Genomic DNA, 23,219 nt, shown 5'->3' with positions numbered 1-23,219 from the left:
CCTTCGATGACGTCGCTTTATTGGCCCTATTGGCTGGCCCACTACTACAACTACCTGGAAGCCGCGACCATCGTGGTCGCGGTACTGATCCTGATCTCCAGCCTGGACGATCTGATCATTGACCTGTGGTACTGGTCTCGTCGCCTGTACCGCAAGTTCACCGTGAACCGTCGCTACCGGCCACTGACCGTCGAGCAATTGTTGGCCCGGGACGAACAGCCCCTGGCGATCATGGTGCCGGCCTGGCTGGAATACGACGTCATCGCACCGATGATCGAGAACATGGTCTCGACACTCGACTACCAGAACTACGTGGTCTTCGTTGGTACGTACATCAACGACCAGCGCACCATCGACGAAGTCGAGCGGATGCGCAGGCGTTACAAACAACTGCACCGCGTGGAAGTGCCCCATGCCGGGCCGACCTGCAAGGCCGACTGCTTGAACTGGGTGATCCAGGCGATTTTCCTCCATGAGAAAACCCATGGCATGACCTTCGCCGGCGTCGTCCTGCACGACAGCGAGGACGTGCTGCATCCGCTTGAACTGCGTCTATTCAACTACCTGTTGCCGCGCAAGGACATGATCCAGTTGCCGGTGGTGTCTCTGGAGCGCAATTGGTACGAATGGGTGGCGGGTGTCTACATGGACGAGTTCGCCGAATGGCATGGCAAGGATCTGGTGGTGCGTGAAAGCATGACCGACACCGTGCCCTCGGCCGGCGTCGGTACCTGCTTCTCCCATCGCGCCCTGCGAGTGCTGGCCGGTGAAACCGAAAACCAGCCGTTCAACACCGACAGTCTCACCGAGGACTACGACGTGGGCGCGCGCTTGGCCAAGGTGGGCATGAATGCGATCTTCGTACGTTTCCCCGTGCAGTTCCGGGTGCTGCGCAAATCCTGGTTCCGCAAACCCTACGAATCGACCCTGACGATGCCACTGTGCGTGCGCGAGTTTTTCCCGGACACGTTCCGCACAGCCTTCCGGCAAAAGGCCCGCTGGACCCTGGGCATCGGCCTGCAAGGCTGGGAGCAGATGGGCTGGAACGGCTCGCTGGCCAACCGATACCTGCTGTTTCGCGACCGCAAGGGGGTAGTGACAGCGTTCATCAGCATCATTGCCTACGCGATCCTGGTGCAACTGCTGGGCCTGATCATCTTGCGCAACAGCGGTTTGTGGGACGTCAGTTTCCCAACGCCTTTTGAAACCAGCAGCGTAATCAAATACCTGTTGCTGGCCAACGGCGTTGCCCTGGCCTGGCGAATCCTGCATCGCTACTACTTCACCACGGTGTTGTACGGCTGGCAGCACGGCTTGCTGTCGATCCCACGCATGTTGGTGGGCAACTTCGTCAACTTCATGGCCGCCGCCCGGGCCTGGCGCATGTTCCTGGTGGGCAAGGTGATGAACCGCAAGCTGGTCTGGGACAAGACCATGCATGACTTCCCATCCACCGACCTGGTCGCCATTGCGCCGCGCCGCTTGGGCAGCGTGCTGTTGTCCTGGCAGGCTATTACCGACACCCACCTGCAAAGCGCCCTGGATGAACAGCAGTCGCGCAATGTGCCGCTGGGGCGAATTCTGCTGAATAACGGCTGGCTGGACGATGAAACCCTGGCCGAAGCCATCGCGTTCCAGAATGACCTGCCCCGGGTCTTCGACGTGGCCGAAAAAACCGCGGCCTCAACCTCGTCACTGACCAGCGAGTTTGCGTTGCGCTGGCGGGCGATTCCCTTGGGGCCCAATGGCGAAGGCCGGGAGCAGATCGCCGTCGCCAATCCGCTTTCCGACGAAGGCTTGCAGCAGGTCAGCGCCGAACTGGGCAGCGAGCCGGTGCAACTGATCGCCAGGGAAAGTGAAATTCTCGCTTTGTTGCGCCAGTTGCCCGCACGCAACGGCCACGCCGTACCGAATGCCAGTGCGCCGCTGCTGGGTGACTTGCTGATCGAAATGGGCCTGCTCGACCGCGATCAATTCAGCCGTGCCATGTTGCAATATCGTCCGCAGCACCACGGCCGGATCGGCGATTACCTGGTGGACAGCGGCGTGCTGCCCCGGACAACCATCGAACAAGTGGTGGCCCGTCAGCATAATCTCTACCCAACGGAGCTCCCGGCATGAACCGCCCCTTCCTGACTTTTTTGGCCACGGGGCTGAGCCTGATCCCTGCGTTTGCGCTTGCCGAGACGTTGCCGCTGCCACTGACCGGCCCGGCCTATACCGTTGCCAACGAAGCCTACAGCGCCTACGAGCGCAAGGACTACGACCTGGCCATCGCCAAGGCCCGCGAGGCCCTGCGCCTGCGTGCCGATGTGAAGCGCCTGAACACGCTGATTGAATTGGCCGAGCGGGACAAAAAGCTGCGCGACCAACCTCGGACCGCTGCATCTTCGCGCGCGGCGCCAGCTTCACCGGGTTTCGTCGCGGCGTCCCAGGGGTTCAAGGCCTACGACCGCGAACAATTCGACCTGGCCGCGCAATCGGCCCGCAAGGCCATCAGCCAGGCCCCCCGACACCGTGAATATCGCCTGTTGCTGATCGACTCCTTGCAACGCCAGCAACACTTGGAAGAAGCCGATCGGGCCACCACCGAGGCCCTCGGCGTCTTTGCCAACGACAACACATTGTTCCTGCGCCGCAAAGCCATTCGCCGCCAATTGGCCGTACCGCTGGTGACCCAGGGCTATCGCGCCCTGGAGCAAGGCAACACGACCCGCGCCGTGGACCAGGCGCGCAAAGCCGTGGCTTGGGCCCCGGAAATCGCCGCTAACCAGCAATTGCTCATCAGTGCGCTACTGGCGGCGAAGGACTATCCCGGTGCCGAACAGGCCGCGTCTTCCGCACTGGCGGTGGACGACCGTCAAGCCGCCCCTTGGGTGTTGCGCAGCTATGCCCGTAACCACCAGGGCAAGTCGCAGGCGGCCCAGGATGATCTTGACCAAGCCCAGAGCCTTGCGGGCCTGTCGGCAAGGGAAGCCCGTGACATCCGCTCCGCCCAGGCCCAATCCTCACCCCCCGTCCTGCTCTGCCAGGAAAGTACCTACGGTCTGACCTGCGCCATCTCGCCGGGTAACACCGGCGATCAGGCTCCGGTGAGTGATCTGCAGCTTGCTTACAATGGGGTTCGGGCCGGCGACGACGAAGCTGCCCATGCCGCGTTCCGCAAAGCGGACGCCACCGCTCGACTGGCACCGGCACCCGCCCAGGACGCCGCCTACAACGCCATGCGGGTCCATGAAGACGACGAAGCCGTGGCGTATTTCAAGCGTGTCATCGATGGGCAAAAAACCGCTGAGTCGCCCCTGTCCGCGCAACAGCTGTTCGATACCCGTCGCACCGTGGGCGATGTATCGCGCAGGCTCGGCCTGACCAGCACCACCAGCTATCGTGGCAGCAGCTCCAGTGGCCTGAGCGCCGCCCCGGGCGCCAGTAGCAGCGGCAGCGAAAGCAATGACCTGCTGCAAAACAGCACCGAACTGTCGTGGCGTCCGCTGGGCTATCGCAACGGCCGCTTTGTCGAACTCTATGGGCGCATCACCGACACCCTGTGGAGCAAGAACAGCGATTCGGACACCGGCGCCGATGCCTTGCAAGGCGCCCTAGGCGTGCGGGTCAAGCCCTTCAGTTCGGTCAACATCATGGCCGCCCTTGAACGGACCTTCCCGCTGGGGTCTTCCAATGTCGACGGCGACTGGCTGGTGCGACTGGCCTACGGTTCGAGCATCGGTACCGATCTGCGAGTCGATGTGCCGAGCTGGTGGACCTCGCAGCTGTATGCCGAGGTCGGCCACTACCTCAACGCCTCGCGCAATTACTTCAACAGCGAATGGCAAGTGGGCCGCAGCTACGCCATCGGCGGGACCGGCTCGCGCTGGGTGGCGTTCCCCCATGTCGTCGCGGCGATCGACTACGATTCCAAGATGAAGAGCGAAGCCGGCGGCGGCTTTTCTTCCGGCGACGCCGGAGGGATCGGGATAGGAAACAACGTACGCTATTGGTTCCGGGAAGACGCCTACAACGCGCCACGCTCCTATGTGGATTTTTCCCTGCAATACCGGGCCAGGGTATTTGGCGAAGATCAGGCCAAAGGCGTGTTCGCCCGCCTGACCTACTCCTATTGAGCCCGTGGGTGTGACCGTCGCTCCATCGGCACGAAAAGCGGCTCGCCTTGCCGGGCCGCGACTACACTGCCTCCAGAAGGAACCTGTTTGAAAAGCTTCGCAACGTTCGTCCATCGCAAGACCGTCGCGGCGCTGTTAGTGGTCGCGCTCCTCGGCGCAGGTACAGGGACGTACTACATGAGCACGCTCACTGCGGCACCGAACATCGTCGGCATCGTCTGGCAGCCGGACAACCAGACCGTCGGTATCAGCGGCCATTGGGAAAAACTGGGGGTGCACGCGCTGCTGGTGCAATGGACGGTGGTGGACGACCAAGCCTTCGTGCCCGGCACCGGCCTGACCAGCGTACCGGTACTGCCGGATTGGGCGCGCATCGCCAAGGCGCCCTGGGCCCAGGATGTCATCCTTGGGCTGGCCGGTTATTTCAGCGAGAACCGCTCCCGGGACAATATCGAGCAACTGGCGGCGCTGTCGGAGCGCATCGCCGGGTTGCCGACGCCATTGCATGTCACCGGTTGGTATTTTCCGGCTGAAGTCGACCCCAGTTGGTCGCGCGCCTCGGAGCTGCCGGCCTTGCTCGCCAAGCTGCCGCGACCGCTGTGGATCAGTGTCTACGACGGCGCCAACATCGGCCCCGCTGCCACCGCAGACTGGCTCAAGCAATGGCTGCCGAACGACATCGGCGTGTTTTTCCAGGACGGCGTCGGCGTCTACGCCCGCACCGCCCCGGTGGCTCGGAACTACGCCGATGCCCTGCGTGATCGGCTTGGCAAGGATCGCGTGCGGATCATCGTCGAAGCTTTCCGCCCCCAATACGGCGGTGGTTTCCGCTCCGCTACCGTCGCCGAACTCAAGCCACAACTGGCGGCCTATGCAGGCTACCCGCTCTACCTGTTCGACGGGCCGCACTACATGACCCCGGCGTTGGTGGACCAACTGAAGCAAGCCCTCGCCCAGCCCTGACCAGGCACTTGAAGCTATCCGCCCGCCCGCGCTGACTGAGTTTGTATCGGTCTGTATATGAAATGCGGACTGATACGAAATGATGAATTTCACCCACTTCTGGCACACATCGTCGATACATCTGCGCGTTTAACTGTGCTCACCGGACAGCAGCACCCGGCCTACTCAACTAAACGCAAGGAGAATCACCATGTTCAACTTCTCGAAACTCTCGTCCTTGGCAATCGCCCTCACACTGGTTGGCGGTGTCGGCCTGGCGAACGCTGCCTCGGCAAAGAACGCCCCGGCCCAGGCTGCGCATCAACTGGCGGAAGGCGGGTCTGATCGGTTGATTCAGAATCGTGTGGCTGAAGGAGGCTCTGATCGCTTGATCGAGAATCGCGTGGCAGAAGGTGGGGCCGATCGGTTGCAGGAGTTGCGTGAACGCAGTGCGGTGTGAACACGACTTTGTGGCGAGGGAGCTTGCTCCCGCTGGGCTGCGTAGCAGCCCCTCGCCCCTCCCACTCGTTCAGGCATCGGTCGGCAGGCTTTGCGACTGCTTCGCAGTCGAGCGGGAGCAAGCTCCCTCGCCACAAAAGCTCAAAGCTCATTGGCCCAAAACTCAAGCCACATGAGTCATGAGACATGGCTCATGGCTTGATGTTCTTCAGCTCATTGAGCAAGGCGAGCAGTTGCTGCATCTTTTCCTCGCCAAACTGTTCTTCGATCCGCCGATAGTTGCCTTCCATACCCTCGCTCATGGACACGAAACACTGCTGGCCGCGCTCGGTCAGGCCCACGAAGACCCGCCGCTGGTCCTGGCTGGACTTCTGCCGACGCACCAAGCCATCGCGCTCCAGGCGACTGAGCACACCGGTCATGCTCGGCTTGAGAATGCAGGCCTGATGGGCGAGCTGGTGGCTTTCCAACTCACCTTGCTGATGGAGGATGCGGATCACTCGCCACTGCTGCTCCGTGAGGTCATGCTGGTTCAGCGCCGGGCGGAAAAAAGCCATCGCCGCTTCGCGGGCTTGCAACAGCGTCAGGGTCAAAGAAGGTCTGGGGTTGGCCATGTTCGAACTGTGTGAATGGGCGAGTCGGCAGCTTAGTGTCGTCGCCAGGCGGCTGCAAGAAGCAAAGCCGCGCTATGTCACTGTGGAAGGGGGTTCTGTGGGAGCAAAGCTTGCTCGCGATGGAGGCGCCTCGATTTCTGAAAGACCTCATCGCCAGTATTCGCGAGCAAGCTTTGCTCCCACAGAAATCCCTCCCGCCACCATTCAGCGCAACCCCGATTGCCGCTGGCGATACTCCCCCGGCGTGAGCTGGGCGTAACGTTGGAAAAACCGACTGAAATACGCCGGGTCCTTGAAGCCGAGCTGGTAGCAGATTTCATTGGCCGAGCTGCCGGTGAACAACAGCAGTCGCTTGGCCTCCTGCATCAACCGCTCCATGATCAGGCGCTTGGAAGGCAGGTCGGCGATGCGACGGCACACGTCATTGAGGCGCGCCTCGGTCACGCCAATGCCTTCGGCGTAGCGCGACAACGGCCAATGCTGCAGGTAGTGGGCCTCGATCAGCTCGTTGAAGCGGTGAAAGATCTTCAGGTCTTCATGCCGCGCCGGCCTGGCTTCCAGGGAGTTGGAACACAACCGCAGCAAGCTGATCATGATCAGTCGCGTCAACCCGTCCAGCGCCGCGCTGCGCCCCGGATGCCCCGCCACCACCTCCTCGCTCAGTTCCTCGAACAGGAATTCCAGGCGCCGCACCTCCCCCGCCTGCCCAGGCCCCAGTTGCGCCAAGGCCACGCAGGCGGCCGGCATCTGCACGCCAGCCGGCGCCAGGCTCGGGTCAGCATCGATCAGTTGCCACACCAATTGCTGGCGCACCGTCAGCACATGCCCGTCGCTGTCGGCCTCGGTCACGAAGGCATGGGGAATGGTCGGCGGCGTGAGGAAGAACATCGGGCCGGATTCGACGTACTGCTGGTCATCGAGGTATACGCGCACGGTGCCACTCTTGACGTAGTGCACCTGGAAGAACCGGTCGTGGCGGTGCACCGGCATGTTGCGGCCGAAAAAACCCGCCAGGTTGGCGAGCCGGTCGTAATGCACTTCGGCGTCGCTGTAGCGCTGGTCATACACCTGACCAATGTTGATGTTCGGAATCGGCTGGCGGTCGGTCATCACGCAATGCTCGTTTTTATGCTGATTCAGGTACCTGCCGCTCTCATCCTGCACCGAATCTGGCAAGGCAACCAGTGCCGGTCATTCTGTCACGCTTGACGATAGTTAACATCTTAATTATAACTGTTAACACATTAACAATAACCGCAGAGCCCTCATCACTCTGCCATCGCCAGGAGACAAGCATGAGCCGTGCCCTGCATGACGTCGCGACCGGCACCCTGTTCGGGGTCGCGCTGAACTACCAGGGGCTGCTGAAACAGCGCCTCGCCGAGTTCGAGCAACCGCCCTATCAGAAGCCGCCGCTCAAGCCCGTTCTGTTCATCAAGACGCCCAATACCCGCAACCGGCACGACGCCGACGTGGTTCACCCCGGTCACGGCGAAAGGCTGCAACCAGGACCGGCCCTTGGCGTGGTGATGGGCAAATCGGCCAGCCGCGTCAGCGCCGCCGAAGCCCTGGACTACGTGGCCGGCTACACCATCGTCAATGAATTCAGCCTCCCGGAAGACAGCTATTACCGCCCCGCCGTCAAGGCCAAGTGCCGGGATGGCTTCTGCGCCATCGGTCCGGAACTGGTGCCGACCGCCCAGGTGACCGACCCCCACAGCCTGGCGATCACGCTGTACGTCAACGGCGAGGTTCGCCAGCAAAACAGCACGGCCAACTTCGTTCGCAACATTCCCCAGTTGATTGCCGAAATCAGCGAGTTCATGACCCTGCATGCCGGCGATGTGCTGATCACCGGTACGCCTGAGGGCCGGGTCGATGTTCTGCCCGGTGACCGTGTCGAAGTGGACATCAGCGGCCTGGGCCGCCTGGTCAATACCGTCGTGGCCGAGCAAACAGGAGCAGATTCATGAAACACGCGCGCATTCGTTTTGAAGGCCAGGAGCACGCCGTCACCGTCGAAGCCCACAACGCCGTGCGCCTGGCCGACGGTCGCCTGCTGGCCGAAGACCAGGTCCAGTGGCTGCCACCGGCCAGCGGCAGCATGTTCGCCCTGGGCCTGAACTACGCCGATCACGCCGCCGAACTGGCGTTCAAGCCACCGACCGAACCCCTGGCGTTCATCAAATCGCCCGGCACCTACACCGGCCACAACCAGGCGACCTGGCGCCCCGACAACGTCGTCTACATGCATTACGAGTGCGAGCTGGTGGCGGTCATCGGCAAAGCCGCGCGCAACGTCAAGCGCGAGGATGCACTGAGCTACCTGGCCGGCTACACCGTGTGCAACGACTACGCGATCCGCGACTTCCTGGAAAACTACTACCGCCCTAACCTGCGGGTGAAGAACCGTGACGCGACAACGCCCGTCGGCCCCTGGATCGTCGATGTGGCCGATGTGCCGGACCCGAGCAACCTGAAGCTGCGCACCTGGATCAACGGCGAGTTGCGCCAGGAAGGCAGCACCAAGGACATGATTTTCGACATCCCCTACCTGATCGAATACCTGTCCAGCTTCATGACCCTGCAGCCCGGCGACATGATCGCCACCGGCACGCCGGAAGGCTTGGCGGACGTAATGCCCGGTGATGAAGTGGTGGTGGAAGTGGAAGGCGTGGGTCGCCTGGTCAATCGAATCGTTAGCGAAGCCGAGTTCTTCGCATCCCGTAAAGAGGCTTGAGCAGCATGATCAAACACTGGATCGACGGCCGTGAGGTCGAAAGCAAAGACGTCTTCGTCAACTACAATCCGGCCACCGGGGAGGCCATCGGCGAAGTCGCCAGCGGCGGAGCCGAGGAAGTCGCCCAAGCGGTCGCGGCGGCCAAGGAAGCGTTTCCGAAATGGGCCAACACCCCAGCCAAGGAACGCGCCCGGCTGATGCGCAAGCTCGGTGAATTGATCGAGCAGAACGTGCCGAAGCTGGCCGAACTGGAAACCCTCGACACCGGTTTGCCGATCCACCAGACCAAGAACGTGCTGATCCCACGCGCCTCCCACAACTTCGATTTCTTTGCTGAAGTCTGCACGCGGATGGACGGCCACACGTATCCGGTCGACGATCAGATGCTCAACTACACCCTGTACCAACCGGTGGGTGTCTGCGCGCTGGTGTCGCCCTGGAACGTGCCGTTCATGACCGCGACCTGGAAGACCGCGCCGTGCCTGGCGCTGGGCAACACGGCTGTGCTGAAGATGTCCGAACTGTCACCGCTGACCGCCAACGAGTTGGGTCGCCTGGCGGTCGAAGCCGGCATTCCCAGCGGTGTGTTGAACGTGATCCAGGGCTATGGCGCCACCGCCGGCGATGCGTTGGTGCGCCACCCGGATGTGCGGGCGATCTCTTTCACCGGCGGTACCGCCACCGGCAAGAAAATCATGCAGACCGCCGGGTTGAAAAAGTACTCGATGGAATTGGGCGGCAAGTCGCCGGTGCTGATTTTCGAAGACGCCGACCTCGAACGTGCCCTTGATGCGGCACTGTTCACGATTTTTTCCCTCAATGGCGAGCGCTGCACCGCCGGCAGCCGGATCTTCATCCAGGAAAGTGTCTACCCACAATTCGTCGCCGAGTTTGCCGCCCGCGCCAAACGCCTGATCGTCGGCGACCCGCAAGACCCGAAAACCCAGGTCGGCTCGATGATCACCCAGGCCCACTACGACAAGGTCACCGGCTACATCAAGATCGGCATCGAAGAAGGCGCCACCCTCCTGGCCGGTGGCCTGGAGCGCCCGGCCAACCTGCCGACGCACTTGAGTCGCGGCCAGTTCATCCAGCCGACGGTATTCGCCGACGTCAACAATAAGATGCGCATCGCCCAGGAAGAAATCTTCGGTCCGGTGGTGTGCCTGATCCCGTTCAAGGATGAAGCCGAAGCCTTGCAACTGGCCAACGACACCGAATATGGCCTGGCCTCGTATATCTGGACCCAGGACATCGGCAAGGCCCATCGCCTGGCCCACGGCATCGAGGCCGGCATGGTGTTCATCAACAGCCAGAACGTACGCGACCTGCGCCAGCCTTTCGGTGGCGTAAAGGGTTCCGGAACCGGTCGCGAAGGCGGACAGTACAGCTTTGAAGTGTTTGCCGAGATCAAGAACGTTTGCATTTCCATGGGCAGTCATCACATACCGCGTTGGGGGGTATGACGTAGAGAAAATCTGGTGATAAACCTTGTGGCAAGGGGATTTATCCCTGCTCCTGTGGGAGCAAGGCTTGCCCGCGATGAAGACTATGCGGCCTACCAGAAATCGAGTCGCCTGCATCGCGAGCAAGCTTTGCTCCCACAACCGAGATTCAACAAGAACAATTTTTCAGGAGAATCATCATGGGCGAAGTCGTCCTGGCTGCGAAAATCTGCCACGTTCCCTCGATGTACCTGTCGGAGCTGCCCGGCAAGCACCACGGTTGCCGCGCCGCAGCGATTGCCGGCCACAAGGAAATCGGTCGCCGCGCCCGTGAGCTGGGCGCCGATACCGCCGTGGTGTTCGACGTGCACTGGCTGGTCAACAGCGCCTACCACGTCAACAGCGGCGCGCACTTCAAGGGCATCTACACCAGCAACGAGCTGCCGCACTTCATCAAGAACATGGAGTACGAATACTCGGGCGCCCCGGAACTGGGCGAACTGATCGCCGCCGAGGCCAATGCCGTGGATGTGCGCACCCTGGCCCATAACATCCCAAGCCTTGAACTGGAATACGGCACGCTGGTGCCCATGCGCTACATGCACATGGATGTCCCGCAAGACCAGAAATTCAACGTCGTGTCGATTGCCGCCTGGTGTGCCTGGCATCGCCTGCAGGACAGCTTCGCCTTCGGCGCCGCCGTGCGCCGGGCCATCGAGAAAAGCGATCGCAAGGTACTGGTACTGGCGTCCGGCTCGTTGTCCCACCGCTTTTCCGATGATCGCAACGCCGAAGCCAACATCCATAACTGGACGCGGGAATTCGACAAGCAGGTCGATCTGCATGTCGTCGAAATGTGGCGCCAGGGCCGCTGGAAAGAGTTCTGCGCCATGCTCCCGGACTATGCCGAACACTGCTTCGGCGAAGGCAAGATGCATGACACGGCGATGCTGCTGGGGTTGCTCGGCGGGCCGGACTACGACAAGCCCGCCGAAATCATCACCGAGCCTTTCGGCAGTTCCGGCACCGGACAGATCAACGCCATTTTTCCAGTCTGAACAGCAGCCGCAAGCGACAAGCTGATCGCTTTCAACTTGTCGCTTGCGGCTTACAACTCAAAGCTGCCGACGCAGGAGGCCCCCATGCCCCATTTCATCGCTGAATACACCGACAATATCGAACAACAAGCCGACCTGCCCGGCCTGTTTGAAAAGGTCCATGCCTTGCTGGGCGAAAGCGGCGTATTTCCCCTGGGCGGCATCCGCAGCCGTGGCGTGCGCCTGGACACCTGGCGCATGGCCGACGGCAAGCACGACTACGCCTTCGTGCACATGACCTTGAAAGTCGGCCATGGCCGTGACCTGGCCACCCGCCAGAAAGTCGCGGAAAAACTCTTCGAGGCGATCACCGCGCACTTCGCCGAACTCCAGGCCCAACGCCTGCTGGCCCTGTCATTCGAGATGATCGAGCTGCACGAGCAACTCAACTTCAAGGCCAACAACGTCCACGCCTTCCTCAAGGGCCAGGCCTCCTGAATCCGTCTGCCCCGCACTCCCCATCGGCCTCTCTGACAAAAAGTACAAGATCATGAGCACAGCCAATACCGCCGACACGGCCGGCACCATCGCCCACGACCGCACCCATGCCACCATCACCTGGCGGCTGATGCCGCTGTTGCTGGTCTGTTACCTCTTCGCCCACCTGGACCGCATCAACATTGGCTTCGCGAAGATGCAGATGAGCGCCGACCTGCAGTTCAGCGACACGGTCTACGGCTTCGGCGCCGGCCTGTTCTTCATCGCTTATGCGCTGTTTGGCGTGCCCAGCAACATGGCCCTGGACCGGGTGGGCCCGCGGCGCTGGATCGCCACGCTGATGGTGGTCTGGGGCGCCCTGTCCACCGGCATGTTCCTCATCGAAAGCGCCGCCGGTTTCTACGTGTTGCGCTTTCTGCTGGGCGTGGCCGAGGCCGGTTTCTTTCCTGGCATCCTGGTCTTTCTCAACCGCTGGTATCCGGCCCGGCGCCGGGCCCAGGTGACCGCGTTGTTTGCCATCGCCGTGCCAATGGCCGGGGTGATTGGCGGGCCATTGTCCGGTGGCATTCTCGAGCATTTCCATGACCTTGGCGGCCTGCGCGGCTGGCAGTGGATGTTCGTCATCGAAGGGCTGCCGGTGATCCTGCTCGGCCTCGTTGTGCTCAAGTGCCTGCCGGACAGTTTCGAGACGGTCAACTGGCTCACGCCACACGCCAAGCAACAACTGCGTGAACAACTGAGCCTTGAAGAACAGCGCAAATCCATCACCTCGTTTTCGGCGATTCTCAACAATCCGCAGGTCTGGTTGTTGGTGGCGGTGTACTTCGCCGTGATGCTGGCGGTGAACACCCTGGCCTTCTGGATGCCGACCCTGATCCACGGCGCCGGCATCGGCAGCGACGGCAAGGTCGGGCTGCTCAGCGCAGTGCCCTACCTGGCCGGCTGCTTTTTCATGATCGGTTGCGGACGCTCCTCCGACCGCCATCGCGAACGCCGCTGGCACCTGTGCGTGCCGCTGTTGATGGCCGCGCTGGGCATTGCGGTCGCCGGACTTTCCCCGGGCAATCCGACCCTGGTGCTCAGTGGCCTGATCGTCGCTGGCATGGGCGCCAGCGCGGCGTTGCCGATGTTCTGGCAAATGCCGCCGGCCTTCCTGTCCAACGGCACCCAGGCCGCCGGCATCGCCCTGATCAGTTCCTTCGGCAGCATCGCCTCATTCTTCGCGCCCTACCTGATCGGCTGGATGCGCGACACCACCCAGAGCGCCAGCCTCGCCCTCTATGTGCTGGCCCTGCTCATCGCCCTTGGCGGCTTGCTGGTGCTGCGCACCCGGGCTGCCATCGTCAATCCTCAATAAGAGACCCTTGCCATGCTTGACCAGACCTTCATCCAACAAGCCGCCGCCCGCCTCGACCATGCCGAACGCTCCCGCGAGCAAGTGCGGCAGTTTTCCCTCGACCACCCGGACATCACCATCGAGGATGCCTACGCCATCCAGCGTGCCTGGGTGGCCCAAAAGATCAAGGACGGGCGCAAGTTGGTCGGCCACAAGATCGGCCTGACCTCCCGAGCCATGCAGGTGTCGTCGAACATCACCGAACCGGACTACGGCGCGCTGCTCGATGACATGTTTTTCGATGAAGGCACCGACATCCCGTTCGAACGCTTCATCGTGCCACGGGTGGAAGTGGAGCTGGCGTTCATCCTCGGCAAGCCGTTGAAAGGCCCGAACGTGACCGTGTTCGACGTGCTCGACGCCACCGAATGGGTGATCCCGGCGCTGGAAATCATCGACGCGCGCATCCAGCAGATCGACCCGCAGACCAAGGCGACCCGCAAGGTGTTCGACACCATTTCCGACAACGCCGCCAACGCCGGGGTGGTCATGGGCGGTCGCGCCGTACGCCCGACCGAGATCGACCTGCGCAAGGTGCCGGCGGTGCTCTACCGCAACGGCGTGATCGAAGAGTCCGGCGTCTCGGCCGCGGTGCTCAATCACCCGGCCAAAGGCGTGGCCTGGCTGGCGAACAAGCTGGCGGCCTATGACGTCACCCTGCAACCGGGACAGATCATCCTCGGTGGCTCCTTCACCCGCCCCGTGGCCGCCAACCCCGGCGACACCTTCCATGTCGACTACGACATGCTCGGTTCCATCGCCTGCCGTTTCGTCTGATCGGAGAACGCCCCATGGACATGCCCATCAATACCTTCAAGCAACGCCTGCGCAGCGGCGAAGCGCAGATCGGCCTGTGGCTGGGATTGGCCGATGCCTACTGTGCGGAACTGGCGGCCAATGCCGGCTTCGACTGGCTGCTGATCGACGGTGAACACGCGCCCAACGACTTGCGCACCCTGCTCGGCCAGCTCCAGGCCGTGGCGCCCTACCCCAGCCAGCCGGTGATACGTCCGGTAATCGGCGACACGGCGCTGATCAAACAAGTGCTCGATATCGGCGTGCAAACCTTGCTGGTGCCGATGGTGGAAAGCGCCGATCAGGCGCGCGAACTGGTGCGCGCCATCCACTATCCGCCCCACGGTGTCCGCGGGGTCGGCAGTGCGCTGGCCCGGGCGTCGCGCTGGAACAGCATCCCCGGCTACCTCGACAAGGCCGATGAACAGATGTGCCTGCTGGTGCAGATCGAAAGCCGCGAGGGCCTGGCCAATCTGGATGCCATTGCGGCGGTGGAAGGCGTGGATGGGGTCTTCATCGGCCCGGCGGACCTGAGTGCGTCCATGGGCTTTCGCGGTAACCCCGGCCACCCGCAGGTGCAAACGGCCATCGAAGACGCCATCGCCCGCATCCGCCAGGCTGGCAAGGCCGCCGGGATTCTCAGTGCCGATGAAAAACTGGCCCGCCGCTACATCGAACTCGGCGCGGCGTTTGTCGCCGTGGGCGTGGATACAACGGTGCTGATGCGGGGCTTGCAGACACTGGCGGCGGCGTTCAAGGACACACCAAAACCTGCGACGGGTGGTGTGTACTGATCGGTATCAAATGCCTTGTGGCAAGGGGATCTGTGGGAGCAAAGCTTGCTCGCGAAACAGGCACCTCGGTCTCTGGAAGACCGCAGCGTCTTCATTGCGGGCAAGCCTTGCTCCCACAGAAAACAACCAGCCCGGGTTCTCAGCGCCTGATCGCCTTCAGGTCATTGAGCAAGCCCAGCAACGTCTGCAGTTTTTCCTGCCCCAACTTGTCCTGCAAGCGCTGGTAATTCTCTTCCATGCTCTGGCTCATCGAATCGAAGCTCGCCTGCCCTTGCGGCGCCAGGCGCACCAGCACCCGCCGCTGGTCCTGTTCGGCCTTGCGCCGCACCACCATGCCCGCCGCTTCCATGCGCACCAACACGCCGGTCATGCTGGGCTTGAGGATGCAGGCCAGTTCGGCCAAGCGATTGATCTCCAGCTCATCGTGCTGGCTGAGAATCCGGATGACCCGCCATTGTTGTTCGGTCAAGCCATGTTGATTGAGGGAAGGTCGGAAAAAACCCATGGCCGCTTCGCGGGCCTGTAGCAGGGTCAGGGTCAAGGATTGGCGCGGCTTGGGCATGGAGTAGGTTCGCGAGAAGACTTAGTTAATGAGTTAACTAAATCTTAACAGCTTCCAACTCATGCTGGACTATCCATTCACAGAATCTGGATCAAACGATGGCCCCTGTGGCGAGGGAGCTTGCTCCCGCTGGGCTGCGCAGCAGCCCCCGGCTCAGCTGTCATAACCCTGTGGGAGCGAGCTTGCTCGCGATAGGGGCCTGCCAGTCAACATCAACATCGACTGGTCGACCGCCATCGCGAGCAAGCTCGCTCCCACAGAAATGCATTTGCCTTACCGGGGCAGATGCCATTCATGTCGCTCAAGCGCCCTTGATCACGCCCTTGAGCACTTGCTTGAAATGTTCGACCTGTTCCTCGCTGAACTGACCGAACACCTTGTCCTGCTGTTCCTTGGCAATCGCCCAGAGCCCTTCGGTCTCATCGATACCCTTGGCGGTCAGGCGTACCCGCTCACCTTCATCGCTCACCAACCCCTTGCGCTTGAGATTGGCCACGGCTTCTTCGATCTCGCGCACCGGCATCGCCACCTCCCGCTGCAAGTCGCACAGGTTCAGCCCGGCGTCGTTCTCCAGCACCATCAACATCCGCGCCTCACTGGTGCGCAAACCGGTGGACAACTGACGCGGCTGGTAGCTGGCCTGGTAGGCTCGCAGCGCCTGGGTCATCAGGTAGTACAAGTTGTGGCTCAAGCGTCCCTGGAAGTGACTGCTGGGAGACTGGCCCTCTTCCCGTTTGGTCATGCGCGTGTGGGGCAGCACCATCGAGTAGGCGCCCTGGTGATAGAGCAAGGGCGAGCGTCCGAAATCGTCAAAGGCCACGACCTTGCCGATCATGATCCAGTGATCGCCACCGTCGACCTGCTGGAATTTTTCACAGTGAAAACGCGCCGAGCAATCGACGAACACCGGAGCTCCGCCTTCGCCGGTCTCGAACTGGATTTGTGCGAAGCGGTCCTCCTTGGGTCGCGCGAAGTTGTTCGACAGGTCGATCTGGTCGGCGGCCAGCACGTTCACCGCAAAATGGCTGGCGGCTTCGAACACTTCGTGGCTGCTGGAGCGCTTGTCGATGCTCCACAGGATCAGTGGCGGGTCCAGGGACACCGAGTTGAAACTGTTGGCCGTCACCCCGACCTTGCGGCCATCTTCAGTGGCGGCGGTGACCACGGTCACGCCGGTGGCAAAGTTACCCAGGGCCCGGCGGAACGCGCGGGTATCGAAAGCGGTATCGCAAAGACTGGACATGCAAGACTCCCGGCCGCCTCAAGGGACGGCCTCGATTATTGTTCTAAGGACAGGCGGTCAAACCATGGACGGATCGGGCTCGAGCCCCATCAGCTCACGACCGAGGATCTGCGCGCAGACGTCGTAGTCGGTGTAGGCATGGGCGCCAGTCAAGTGAGCGTCGCGGAACAGCCGTTGCAACTCGTTGTTCTCGAACCAGGCGCCGCCGCCGGCTGCCTCCATCAAGCGGTCGACGGCCTGGATGCACATCTTGGTGGCATAACCCTGGTTGGTCCGCCAGAACGCCAGGGTTTCCCGGCTGGGGTATTCGTGGCGCTCGCCATGTTCAGCGTGCTCCTGCCAGGTTTTCTCCAGGAAGGCACGGGCCGCCGCCACCTGATGGGTCGACTCGGCCAGGCGCATCAACGCCGGGGTGGCGGCACCGACGGCCGCGCCGGTGTAGGCCCGCACGCGGTTGCGGGTTTTCTCGCGAAAGACCTCCAGCATGCGCTCGGCCACGCCCAGGCTGACCGTGGAGAAACCACTGGCGAAATACGGCCGGTACGGCGAGTAGAAAATCTTGCTGTCGGGGTACAGGCCGAATCCGCCGGACTTGCCTTCCATCATGTCCTTGGCTTTCTGGATCCGGTGTTCCGGCACAAAAGCGTTGTCGATGATCAAGGTCTTGCTGCCACTGCCGCGCATACCCACCGCGAACCAGTCATCGCGAATCTCATAGTCGCTGCGTGGCAGCACCGCAAAGCAATAGTCCTGGGTGCCTTCGGCGTTTTTGCGGCGAAACCCCACGATCGCCCATTCGGCATGATCACAGCCGCTGCTCCAGCCCATTTCACCACTGAACATCACACCGCCGTCGACTTCTTCGGTGCGGCCAAACGGTGCGATGCTGCTGCTGGCGGTGGCATCCGGGTCATCGCCCCAGATTTCCTGCTGGGCCTTGGCCGGGAACATCGCCAACTGATGGCTGTGGGTGCACAACAGGCTCATGGCCCAAGCCGTGCTGGCACAGGCACCGGCCAGCAGCGCGATGCAATCGGCGAACTGCGGCAGGGAAATCTCCAGGCCACCGTACGGTTTCGGCTGGAAGGCCCGGTGCATGCCGATGCTTTTGAGCAAGGCGATATTCTCGGCAGGCACGCTACGGTCTTTCTCCGCCTGGAAGGCGTTGGCGGCAATGGCTGGCAGGAGGGGCTTGAGGTCTTCGAGCAGCGGGTTTGGCTTTTTCATGGACGGGCTCTTTTATTATTGGCGTCTGCCGATCCCGCCTTTGCCCGGCAACCCGAGGTTGCACAAACAGCGAGATCAGTGATTAAGGCCGGTCCAGTATGGGCAATCGCGGGCAGCTGAAAAATGCACCTTCCAGATCCAAGATTGTACTTTTCATGGGCCAGGTTCCGACCCCATGGCGCGCTCGGTCAAATCCTCCGGCATGGAGGATCAAGACAAGCGCCCCGCCAGGGCTCTTAATAGAGCCATCCCCTGCCATGCCCCGCGTAGGCGTGGCAACGGAGTTTCCTTTCACTTTGTCAGGTTGCGTCATGATCAATATCGAAACGCCCACCTATTACACGGCCACCAAGAAATACAACCTCAGCTTCCCCACGCTGGAACAGGACGTGGACGCCGATGTCGTGGTCATTGGCGGTGGTTTCTCCGGCATCAATACCGCCCTGGAGCTCGCCGAAAAAGGCATCACCAACATCGTGGTGCTGGAGGCGCGTTACCTGGGGTTCGGTGGCACCGGGCGCAATGGCGGGCAGATCATGGCCGGCATCGGTCATGACCTGGAAAAGATCAAGAAGGACGTGGGTGAAGACGGCCTGCGCCAGGTCTTCGAGATCAGCGACCTGGGCGCCGACATCATCAAGGACCGCATCGCCAAGTACGCTATCGATGCCGATTTCTGCCACGGTTACGGCTACATGGGCTTCAACGCCCGCCAGGAAAAGACCCTGCGAGCCTGGGAAAAAGACTTCAAGTCGATCAACAGCAAGCACGAGATCCGCTTTCTCGGCGGCTCCGACGTGCAGCAGATCATCGGCTCCAAGGCCTACGGCAGCGCGTTGCTGCACATGGGCGGCGGGCATGTGCACTCGCTGAACCTGCTGCTGGGTGAAGCCAAGGCCCTGGTCAGCCACGGGGTGCGGATTTTCGAAAACAGCCCGGCCCTGGAAGTCAGCTATGGCGAACGCATCACCGTGCGCACCGGACGCGGCTCGGTCAGGGCCAGCAAGCTGCTCTGGGCCTGCGACAGTTTCCTCAACAAGCTGGAACCGGAACTGCACCGCTCGACCATCAACACCTACGCCTTCCAGATGATGACCGAGCCGTTGTCGGACGAACTGATCCAGCGCATCAGCCCGATTCGCGGTGCCTACAGCGATATTCGTCCGGTGATCGACTATTACCGCGTCACCAACGAAAACCGCCTGCTGTTCGGTGCCGCGACGCCATTGGTGGAGCACATTCCCCTGGACCTCAAGGCTTGGAACCGGCGCCTGATGCTGAAGATCTTCCCGTACCTCAAGGACGTAAAGATCGACCTGGCCTGGGGCGGTCCGATGGCCTGCAGCCCGAACCTGTTCCCGCAGATCGGCACTCTGCCCGGCCGCAGCAACGCGTTTTTCGTCCAGGGTTACTCAGGCTTCGGCGTCACCCCGAGCCACATCATCTGCAAGGTGCTGGCCGAAGGCATGAGCGAAGGCTCGGCGCGCTACGACCTGGTCAGTTCGATCCACCGCCCGACCATCATTGGCAAAGACGCCATTCGCCCCTTGCTGCTGACCGCCGGCAAGTCCTGGCACCAGCTGTCGGGCTACTGGAACGGCCGGCGTTGATGGTCATGATGCCAGTCAAATAAGCGAAAACCCTGTGGGAGCGAGCTTGCTCGCGAAGACGGCGCAACAGTCAACCTCATACTGCCTGACCCACCGCTATCGCGAGCAAGCTCGCTCCCACAGGGGCCGAGGTTTAACGGACTGGCACTGGACACACCTCACCTTTGTTTTTTCAATCACCAGGAGTCACTGCCATGCCCCTTACCACCCTCAAAAAAGACATCCAGCTGTCCGACCTGGACGCCTGGGGTACCGTCGCCGATCTTGGTTCACAAATTCTCGAAGGCGAAGTCAAGGCCTTCGGCAAGATGACCTTCGGCGCCCCCACCGACCCGGTCAGCAGCGCCTACTTCGGTACCACCCAAGGCAAGTTCCGGATGGTCTACCCGTTCGCCGAACAAGCTACCGTGGTCACCGGTGAAGTGATCCTCACCGACGAGGCCACCGGCCAGAGCACCCGCTACAAGGCCGGCGACAGCTGGTTCGTGACCAAGGGCACACCGGTGCTGTGGGAAATCGTCAGCGAAAGTTTCGTCAAGCACTACTTCGCGGTAGTCTGACCGCACAGGGCTGCCGGTCCCACCGGCAGCCCCCTTGCGAAGGTAGCGACCATGAGCGTCATTCCTACCCAGGACATCGCCGGCCAGTGCCTGCACGCCTTCACCCAGTTGGTTCCCGTCAGCCGGGCGGCCTTCTACTGCGTGGATCGGCAGTTGCAAGCCCACGACTTCAGCCTCCATGGGATGAGCGGCGATATGCACCGCGACTACCTGGACAATTACCGCCAGTTCGACCCGCTACAGCCGCGCCACTGTGCGTCCAGCGAGCTGGCCGTCGTGCCGTTGGGCCTGGCGATGGCCCGCCAGCCGCTGCGTGACAACCATCGTTATCGCGATTTCCTGCAACGCTACGGCGTGGTCGACGTGGTGGAAGTCTTCGCCCACCGCGATGGTCAGCCCCAAGCCGCGATTTCGTTGCTGCGCACCGCCGAGCAAGGCGTCTTCACCCCTCAGCAGTTGAGCCAACTCAGCGCGTTGCAGGCCTTGCTGCAACTGGCCGTGGCCCATTTACCAACCCATGAAGATGCACTGGCCGACCTGACACCCAAGGAACGCCAGATCGCCTTGCTGCTGCGCCAAGGCGTCAGCAACAAACAATTGGCCCGAGAACTGGAGGTAGGTTTGCCGACCATCAAGACTCACCTGATCCACCTGTTCCGCAAGGTGGGTGTGAGCAGTCGCACCGAGTTGGTCAGCGCACTGTTCCTTTGATCAACCATTCGGTTGATAGGCCGCCGTTGCCCGGCACCGCATGATCCGAGTGGCTAATTCAACCACCGGAGCCTTGCACATGAGCACATCTACAGACTGGATCACCGTCGGCGCCCTGGCCGATGGCTTTGCCCCCGAAGCTTTCATCCTGCCAAACCTGGCCGACCTGGACGGCAAGACGTTCACCCTGCATTTCGCCAACGGCTGGCAGATCGAGCATCGCTTCGAGCAGGACACCCTGACCTGGAACGCCGCCGATGGGCACTCCAGCGGCACCGCGACCTACCGGGCCACATCGGTACGCCCGGGCCTGTACCTGGTGGACTTCATCAAGCGCGAAGGCCAGCTGACGTCGTCGGTAAGCCTTGTGATCGATACCGCCAGCGCCGCCTTCACCGCCGTGATCGGCCGTATGCCAAGCCAGCAGGAAACCGGCGAAGGTCTCTACAGCCGGGCGTTGGCCGGCAAGCCACTGACCTCGGTTCAAGCGCAGTTCCTGCACGGCAGCCTCGATCGTCCCTGGCAGCCTGGCCTGTGCCCGCACGCACCGACCACCGAGCTGGTGGGGCTGCGCAACCTGTATCGCTACAGCCCGAGCGAAGTCTACGAACACATTTACCTCAACGACCAGTTCTACTCGTGGCAGTGCCTCAAGGGCGTTGAACAAGGCCTGTGCGACACCGATCGCTGCGACACCTACAAGATCGCCGATCAGTTGTACCTGTTCGTGTGGCGGGAAAAGATCATCCCGACCCTGGGGCTGGTGCTGATCGACCTGCAGCAGCACCGCAGCGACGGCAAGATCTTCGGTTACGCCGGTGAGTCTTTCGATGAGTTTTCCAATTTCCCGGTCAGCTCCTACTGCCAGGTGCTCAATCAGACGGAGTATCCCGATGCCTGACTCACGCACCGTCGTGATCACCGGTGCCGGCACCGGCATCGGTGCCGCCTGCGCCCGCCTGTATGCCGCCGAAGGCGCCGATCTGGTGCTGATCGGTCGCCGTCGCGAGCCCCTGGAAGCACTCGCCAAGGACATCGGCGGCCTGGTGCTGGTGGGCGATGCGGCCTGTCCAAACACCTGGGACGGCTTCGTCGAGCAGATTCGCACGCATTATGGCCGTCTCGACGTGCTGCTGGCCTGTGCCGGTGGCTTGGGCATGGGCAGCGCCACCGAGACTCAGCCATCGGCCTGGGAAGCGGCCCTGCGCAGTAACCTCGACAGCGCCTTCTACAGCGCCCGGGCGTGTCTGCCACTGCTGCAGGAAAGCGCTGGCAACATCGTGCTGATCGCCTCCATCGCGTCGTTGGCGGCAGGCCCTCACGTGTGCGGCTACACCACCGCCAAACATGCGCTGCTGGGCCTCAACCGGTCCCTGGCAAGGGATTACGGGCCTCACGGCGTACGGGTCAATGCGGTCTGCCCAGGTTGGGTCCGCACCCCCATGGCCGATGAAGAAATGCAGGTGTTGATGCAGTTCCATGGCGAAACGTTGCAGCAGGCCTATGACCGGGTCTGCGCCGACGTGCCGTTGCGCAGGCCGGCCAGTGCGCAGGAAATCGCCAACGTCTGCCGCTTCCTGGCCTCGCCTGATGCGTCGATCATCACCGGAGCGACGCTGGTGGCTGATGGTGGCTCCAGCATCGTCGACGTACCAACCCTGGCCTACAGCCGGATGGAGGCCAACGATGTCTGAGGATCTGGATTTCACCGGCCAGACCGTACTGGTCACGGGCGGCGCCCAGGGCATTGGCCGGGCCATCGTCGAAGCGTTTGCCCTGCGCGGGGCCCAGGTGGTCATCGCCGACCTGGGCCTGGCCCGGGCCGAGGCAGTGGCCGACGAATTGGCCGCCGTGGGCTGTCAGGTGCAAGCCGTGGGGGTTGACCTGGCCGACGCGACGGCGATCTTCAACATGATGGCCGCGCTGGAGCAACGCTTGGGGAGGCTGGATATCCTGGTGCACAACGCCGGGTATTTTCCGCTGACGCCGTTCGCCGAAATCACCCCGGCGATACTTGAACGAACGCTGGCGGTGAACCTGTCGGCGCTGTTCTGGCTGACCCAGGCGGCGCTGCCGATGTTCCGGCGCCAGGGCCGAGGCTGCGTGCTGGTGACCTCCTCGGTCACCGGCCCGCGGGTGGCGTATCCGGGGCTCAGCCACTACGCGGCCTCCAAGGCCGGGGTCAATGGCTTCATTCGCAACGCCGCGCTGGAACTGGCGGCCGAGAATGTTCGCGTCAACGGGGTCGAACCGGGCATGATCGCCACGCCGGCCATGGCCAACCTGGGCGACGATGAAGTCAACCAGGACATCGCACGCCGGGTGCCGCTGGGTCGATTGGGCCAACCGAGCGACATCGCCGGCGCCATGCTGTTCCTGGCGTCGAGCCTGGCCAGTTATGTGACCGGGCAGACGTTGGTGGTCGATGGGGGTTCGACCTTGCCGGAGGTTTGAACCTGAGTGGG

General features: G+C 62.2%; 23 protein-coding genes. 18 read left to right on the top strand and 5 right to left on the bottom strand.

The annotated features are described in order from the left end of the window. The first annotated feature begins 6 nt into the window (after positions 1 to 6). The 4 genes from AC3A5O_RS14590 (at position 7) to AC3A5O_RS14575 (ending at position 5,523) form a co-directional block, all read left to right on the top strand. A complete protein-coding gene (locus AC3A5O_RS14590) occupies positions 7 to 2,121 on the top strand; it encodes a glycosyl transferase family protein (RefSeq protein WP_487753359.1) in 2,115 nt (704 codons plus the stop codon). Next, positions 2,118 to 4,121, top strand: a complete 2,004-nt coding sequence (locus AC3A5O_RS14585) for an NfrA family protein (protein WP_487753358.1) — start codon at positions 2,118 to 2,120, stop codon at positions 4,119 to 4,121. Before AC3A5O_RS14590 ends, AC3A5O_RS14585 begins: the two co-directional genes overlap by 4 nt. Before the next feature lie 177 nt (positions 4,122 to 4,298). Then, the gene (locus AC3A5O_RS14580) at positions 4,299 to 5,084 is read left to right on the top strand and encodes an alpha-amylase family protein (RefSeq protein WP_305471197.1); all 786 of its coding nucleotides are present in this window, start codon (positions 4,299 to 4,301) and stop codon (positions 5,082 to 5,084) included. Between the two features lie 190 nt (positions 5,085 to 5,274). Further along, positions 5,275 to 5,523: a phage infection protein gene (locus AC3A5O_RS14575; protein ID WP_122569433.1), complete on the top strand. Its 249-nt coding sequence runs from the start codon at positions 5,275 to 5,277 to the stop codon at positions 5,521 to 5,523. Between the two features lie 190 nt (positions 5,524 to 5,713). On the opposite strand, the gene hpaR (AC3A5O_RS14570) is transcribed toward AC3A5O_RS14575, so the two are convergent. After that, the gene (gene hpaR / locus AC3A5O_RS14570; protein ID WP_060742174.1) at positions 5,714 to 6,136 is read right to left on the bottom strand and encodes a homoprotocatechuate degradation operon regulator HpaR; all 423 of its coding nucleotides are present in this window, start codon (positions 6,134 to 6,136) and stop codon (positions 5,714 to 5,716) included. 204 nt (positions 6,137 to 6,340) lie between these two features. After that, positions 6,341 to 7,246: a 4-hydroxyphenylacetate catabolism regulatory protein HpaA gene (hpaA, locus tag AC3A5O_RS14565; RefSeq protein ID WP_305481485.1), complete on the bottom strand. Its 906-nt coding sequence runs from the start codon at positions 7,244 to 7,246 to the stop codon at positions 6,341 to 6,343. A gap of 185 nt (positions 7,247 to 7,431) precedes the next feature. Here hpaA and AC3A5O_RS14560 point away from each other — a divergent pair, with 185 nt between their 5' ends. From AC3A5O_RS14560 to hpaI, 8 genes are all read left to right on the top strand, one after another. After that, positions 7,432 to 8,109 (top strand): fumarylacetoacetate hydrolase family protein, encoded by a 678-nt coding sequence (locus tag AC3A5O_RS14560; protein WP_305470904.1) that lies wholly within the window; start codon positions 7,432 to 7,434, stop codon positions 8,107 to 8,109. Continuing rightward, positions 8,106 to 8,876: a fumarylacetoacetate hydrolase family protein gene (locus AC3A5O_RS14555; protein ID WP_487753357.1), complete on the top strand. Its 771-nt coding sequence runs from the start codon at positions 8,106 to 8,108 to the stop codon at positions 8,874 to 8,876. Before AC3A5O_RS14560 ends, AC3A5O_RS14555 begins: the two co-directional genes overlap by 4 nt. 5 nt (positions 8,877 to 8,881) lie before the next feature. Then, positions 8,882 to 10,342, top strand: coding sequence for a 5-carboxymethyl-2-hydroxymuconate semialdehyde dehydrogenase (gene hpaE / locus AC3A5O_RS14550; RefSeq protein ID WP_487753356.1), 1,461 nt, complete (start codon positions 8,882 to 8,884; stop codon positions 10,340 to 10,342). A 179-nt stretch (positions 10,343 to 10,521) separates the two neighbouring features. Next, positions 10,522 to 11,379, top strand: coding sequence for a 3,4-dihydroxyphenylacetate 2,3-dioxygenase (gene hpaD / locus AC3A5O_RS14545; RefSeq protein WP_122569439.1), 858 nt, complete (start codon positions 10,522 to 10,524; stop codon positions 11,377 to 11,379). Between the two features lie 84 nt (positions 11,380 to 11,463). After that, entirely contained in the window at positions 11,464 to 11,856 is a 393-nt protein-coding gene (locus AC3A5O_RS14540; protein WP_122569440.1) for a tautomerase family protein, read from the top strand. A gap of 52 nt (positions 11,857 to 11,908) precedes the next feature. Beyond that, positions 11,909 to 13,213 carry an MFS transporter gene (locus AC3A5O_RS14535; RefSeq protein WP_305470899.1) on the top strand — a complete coding sequence of 435 codons (1,305 nt, stop codon included), beginning with the start codon at positions 11,909 to 11,911 and terminating at the stop codon, positions 13,211 to 13,213. A 12-nt stretch (positions 13,214 to 13,225) separates the two neighbouring features. Continuing rightward, complete coding sequence (gene hpaH, locus AC3A5O_RS14530; protein ID WP_122569442.1) at positions 13,226 to 14,029, top strand: 2-oxo-hept-4-ene-1,7-dioate hydratase; 804 nt, start codon at positions 13,226 to 13,228, stop codon at positions 14,027 to 14,029. 14 nt (positions 14,030 to 14,043) lie between these two features. Further along, positions 14,044 to 14,841, top strand: coding sequence for a 4-hydroxy-2-oxoheptanedioate aldolase (hpaI, locus tag AC3A5O_RS14525; RefSeq protein WP_487753355.1), 798 nt, complete (start codon positions 14,044 to 14,046; stop codon positions 14,839 to 14,841). A 139-nt stretch (positions 14,842 to 14,980) separates the two neighbouring features. Here hpaI and hpaR (AC3A5O_RS14520) read toward each other — a convergent pair whose 3' ends face one another. From hpaR (AC3A5O_RS14520) to AC3A5O_RS14510, 3 genes are all read right to left on the bottom strand, one after another. Further along, positions 14,981 to 15,403, bottom strand: a complete 423-nt coding sequence (gene hpaR, locus AC3A5O_RS14520) for a homoprotocatechuate degradation operon regulator HpaR (protein ID WP_122569444.1) — start codon at positions 15,401 to 15,403, stop codon at positions 14,981 to 14,983. A 301-nt stretch (positions 15,404 to 15,704) separates the two neighbouring features. Further along, complete coding sequence (locus AC3A5O_RS14515) at positions 15,705 to 16,646, bottom strand: p-hydroxyphenylacetate 3-hydroxylase reductase component (protein ID WP_122569445.1); 942 nt, start codon at positions 16,644 to 16,646, stop codon at positions 15,705 to 15,707. A gap of 57 nt (positions 16,647 to 16,703) precedes the next feature. Next, positions 16,704 to 17,873 carry a p-hydroxyphenylacetate 3-hydroxylase oxygenase component gene (locus tag AC3A5O_RS14510; protein ID WP_122569446.1) on the bottom strand — a complete coding sequence of 390 codons (1,170 nt, stop codon included), beginning with the start codon at positions 17,871 to 17,873 and terminating at the stop codon, positions 16,704 to 16,706. Positions 17,874 to 18,184: 311 nt separating this feature from the next. Here AC3A5O_RS14510 and AC3A5O_RS14505 point away from each other — a divergent pair, with 311 nt between their 5' ends. The 6 genes from AC3A5O_RS14505 to AC3A5O_RS14480 all read left to right on the top strand — a co-directional run bounded on the left by AC3A5O_RS14505 (position 18,185) and on the right by AC3A5O_RS14480 (position 23,208). Further along, a complete protein-coding gene (locus AC3A5O_RS14505; RefSeq protein ID WP_122569447.1) occupies positions 18,185 to 19,483 on the top strand; it encodes an NAD(P)/FAD-dependent oxidoreductase in 1,299 nt (432 codons plus the stop codon). A gap of 194 nt (positions 19,484 to 19,677) precedes the next feature. After that, a complete protein-coding gene (locus AC3A5O_RS14500) occupies positions 19,678 to 20,043 on the top strand; it encodes a cupin domain-containing protein (RefSeq protein ID WP_122569448.1) in 366 nt (121 codons plus the stop codon). 51 nt (positions 20,044 to 20,094) lie between these two features. After that, positions 20,095 to 20,754 carry a helix-turn-helix transcriptional regulator gene (locus AC3A5O_RS14495; protein ID WP_305470896.1) on the top strand — a complete coding sequence of 220 codons (660 nt, stop codon included), beginning with the start codon at positions 20,095 to 20,097 and terminating at the stop codon, positions 20,752 to 20,754. A gap of 79 nt (positions 20,755 to 20,833) precedes the next feature. Next, positions 20,834 to 21,655: a molybdenum cofactor biosynthesis F family protein gene (locus AC3A5O_RS14490; protein ID WP_122569450.1), complete on the top strand. Its 822-nt coding sequence runs from the start codon at positions 20,834 to 20,836 to the stop codon at positions 21,653 to 21,655. Next, the gene (locus tag AC3A5O_RS14485) at positions 21,648 to 22,448 is read left to right on the top strand and encodes an SDR family NAD(P)-dependent oxidoreductase (protein ID WP_487753354.1); all 801 of its coding nucleotides are present in this window, start codon (positions 21,648 to 21,650) and stop codon (positions 22,446 to 22,448) included. The genes AC3A5O_RS14490 and AC3A5O_RS14485 overlap by 8 nt, the downstream gene beginning before the upstream one ends. Continuing rightward, entirely contained in the window at positions 22,441 to 23,208 is a 768-nt protein-coding gene (locus AC3A5O_RS14480) for an SDR family oxidoreductase (RefSeq protein WP_122569452.1), read from the top strand. Before AC3A5O_RS14485 ends, AC3A5O_RS14480 begins: the two co-directional genes overlap by 8 nt. Positions 23,209 to 23,219 lie beyond the last annotated feature (11 nt).

It is taken from the genome of Pseudomonas sp. Soil_N_39 (genome assembly GCF_057655955.1).
The sequence above is the reverse complement of the archived record's forward strand: the minus strand, read 5'-3'. Positions and strand labels throughout refer to the sequence as shown.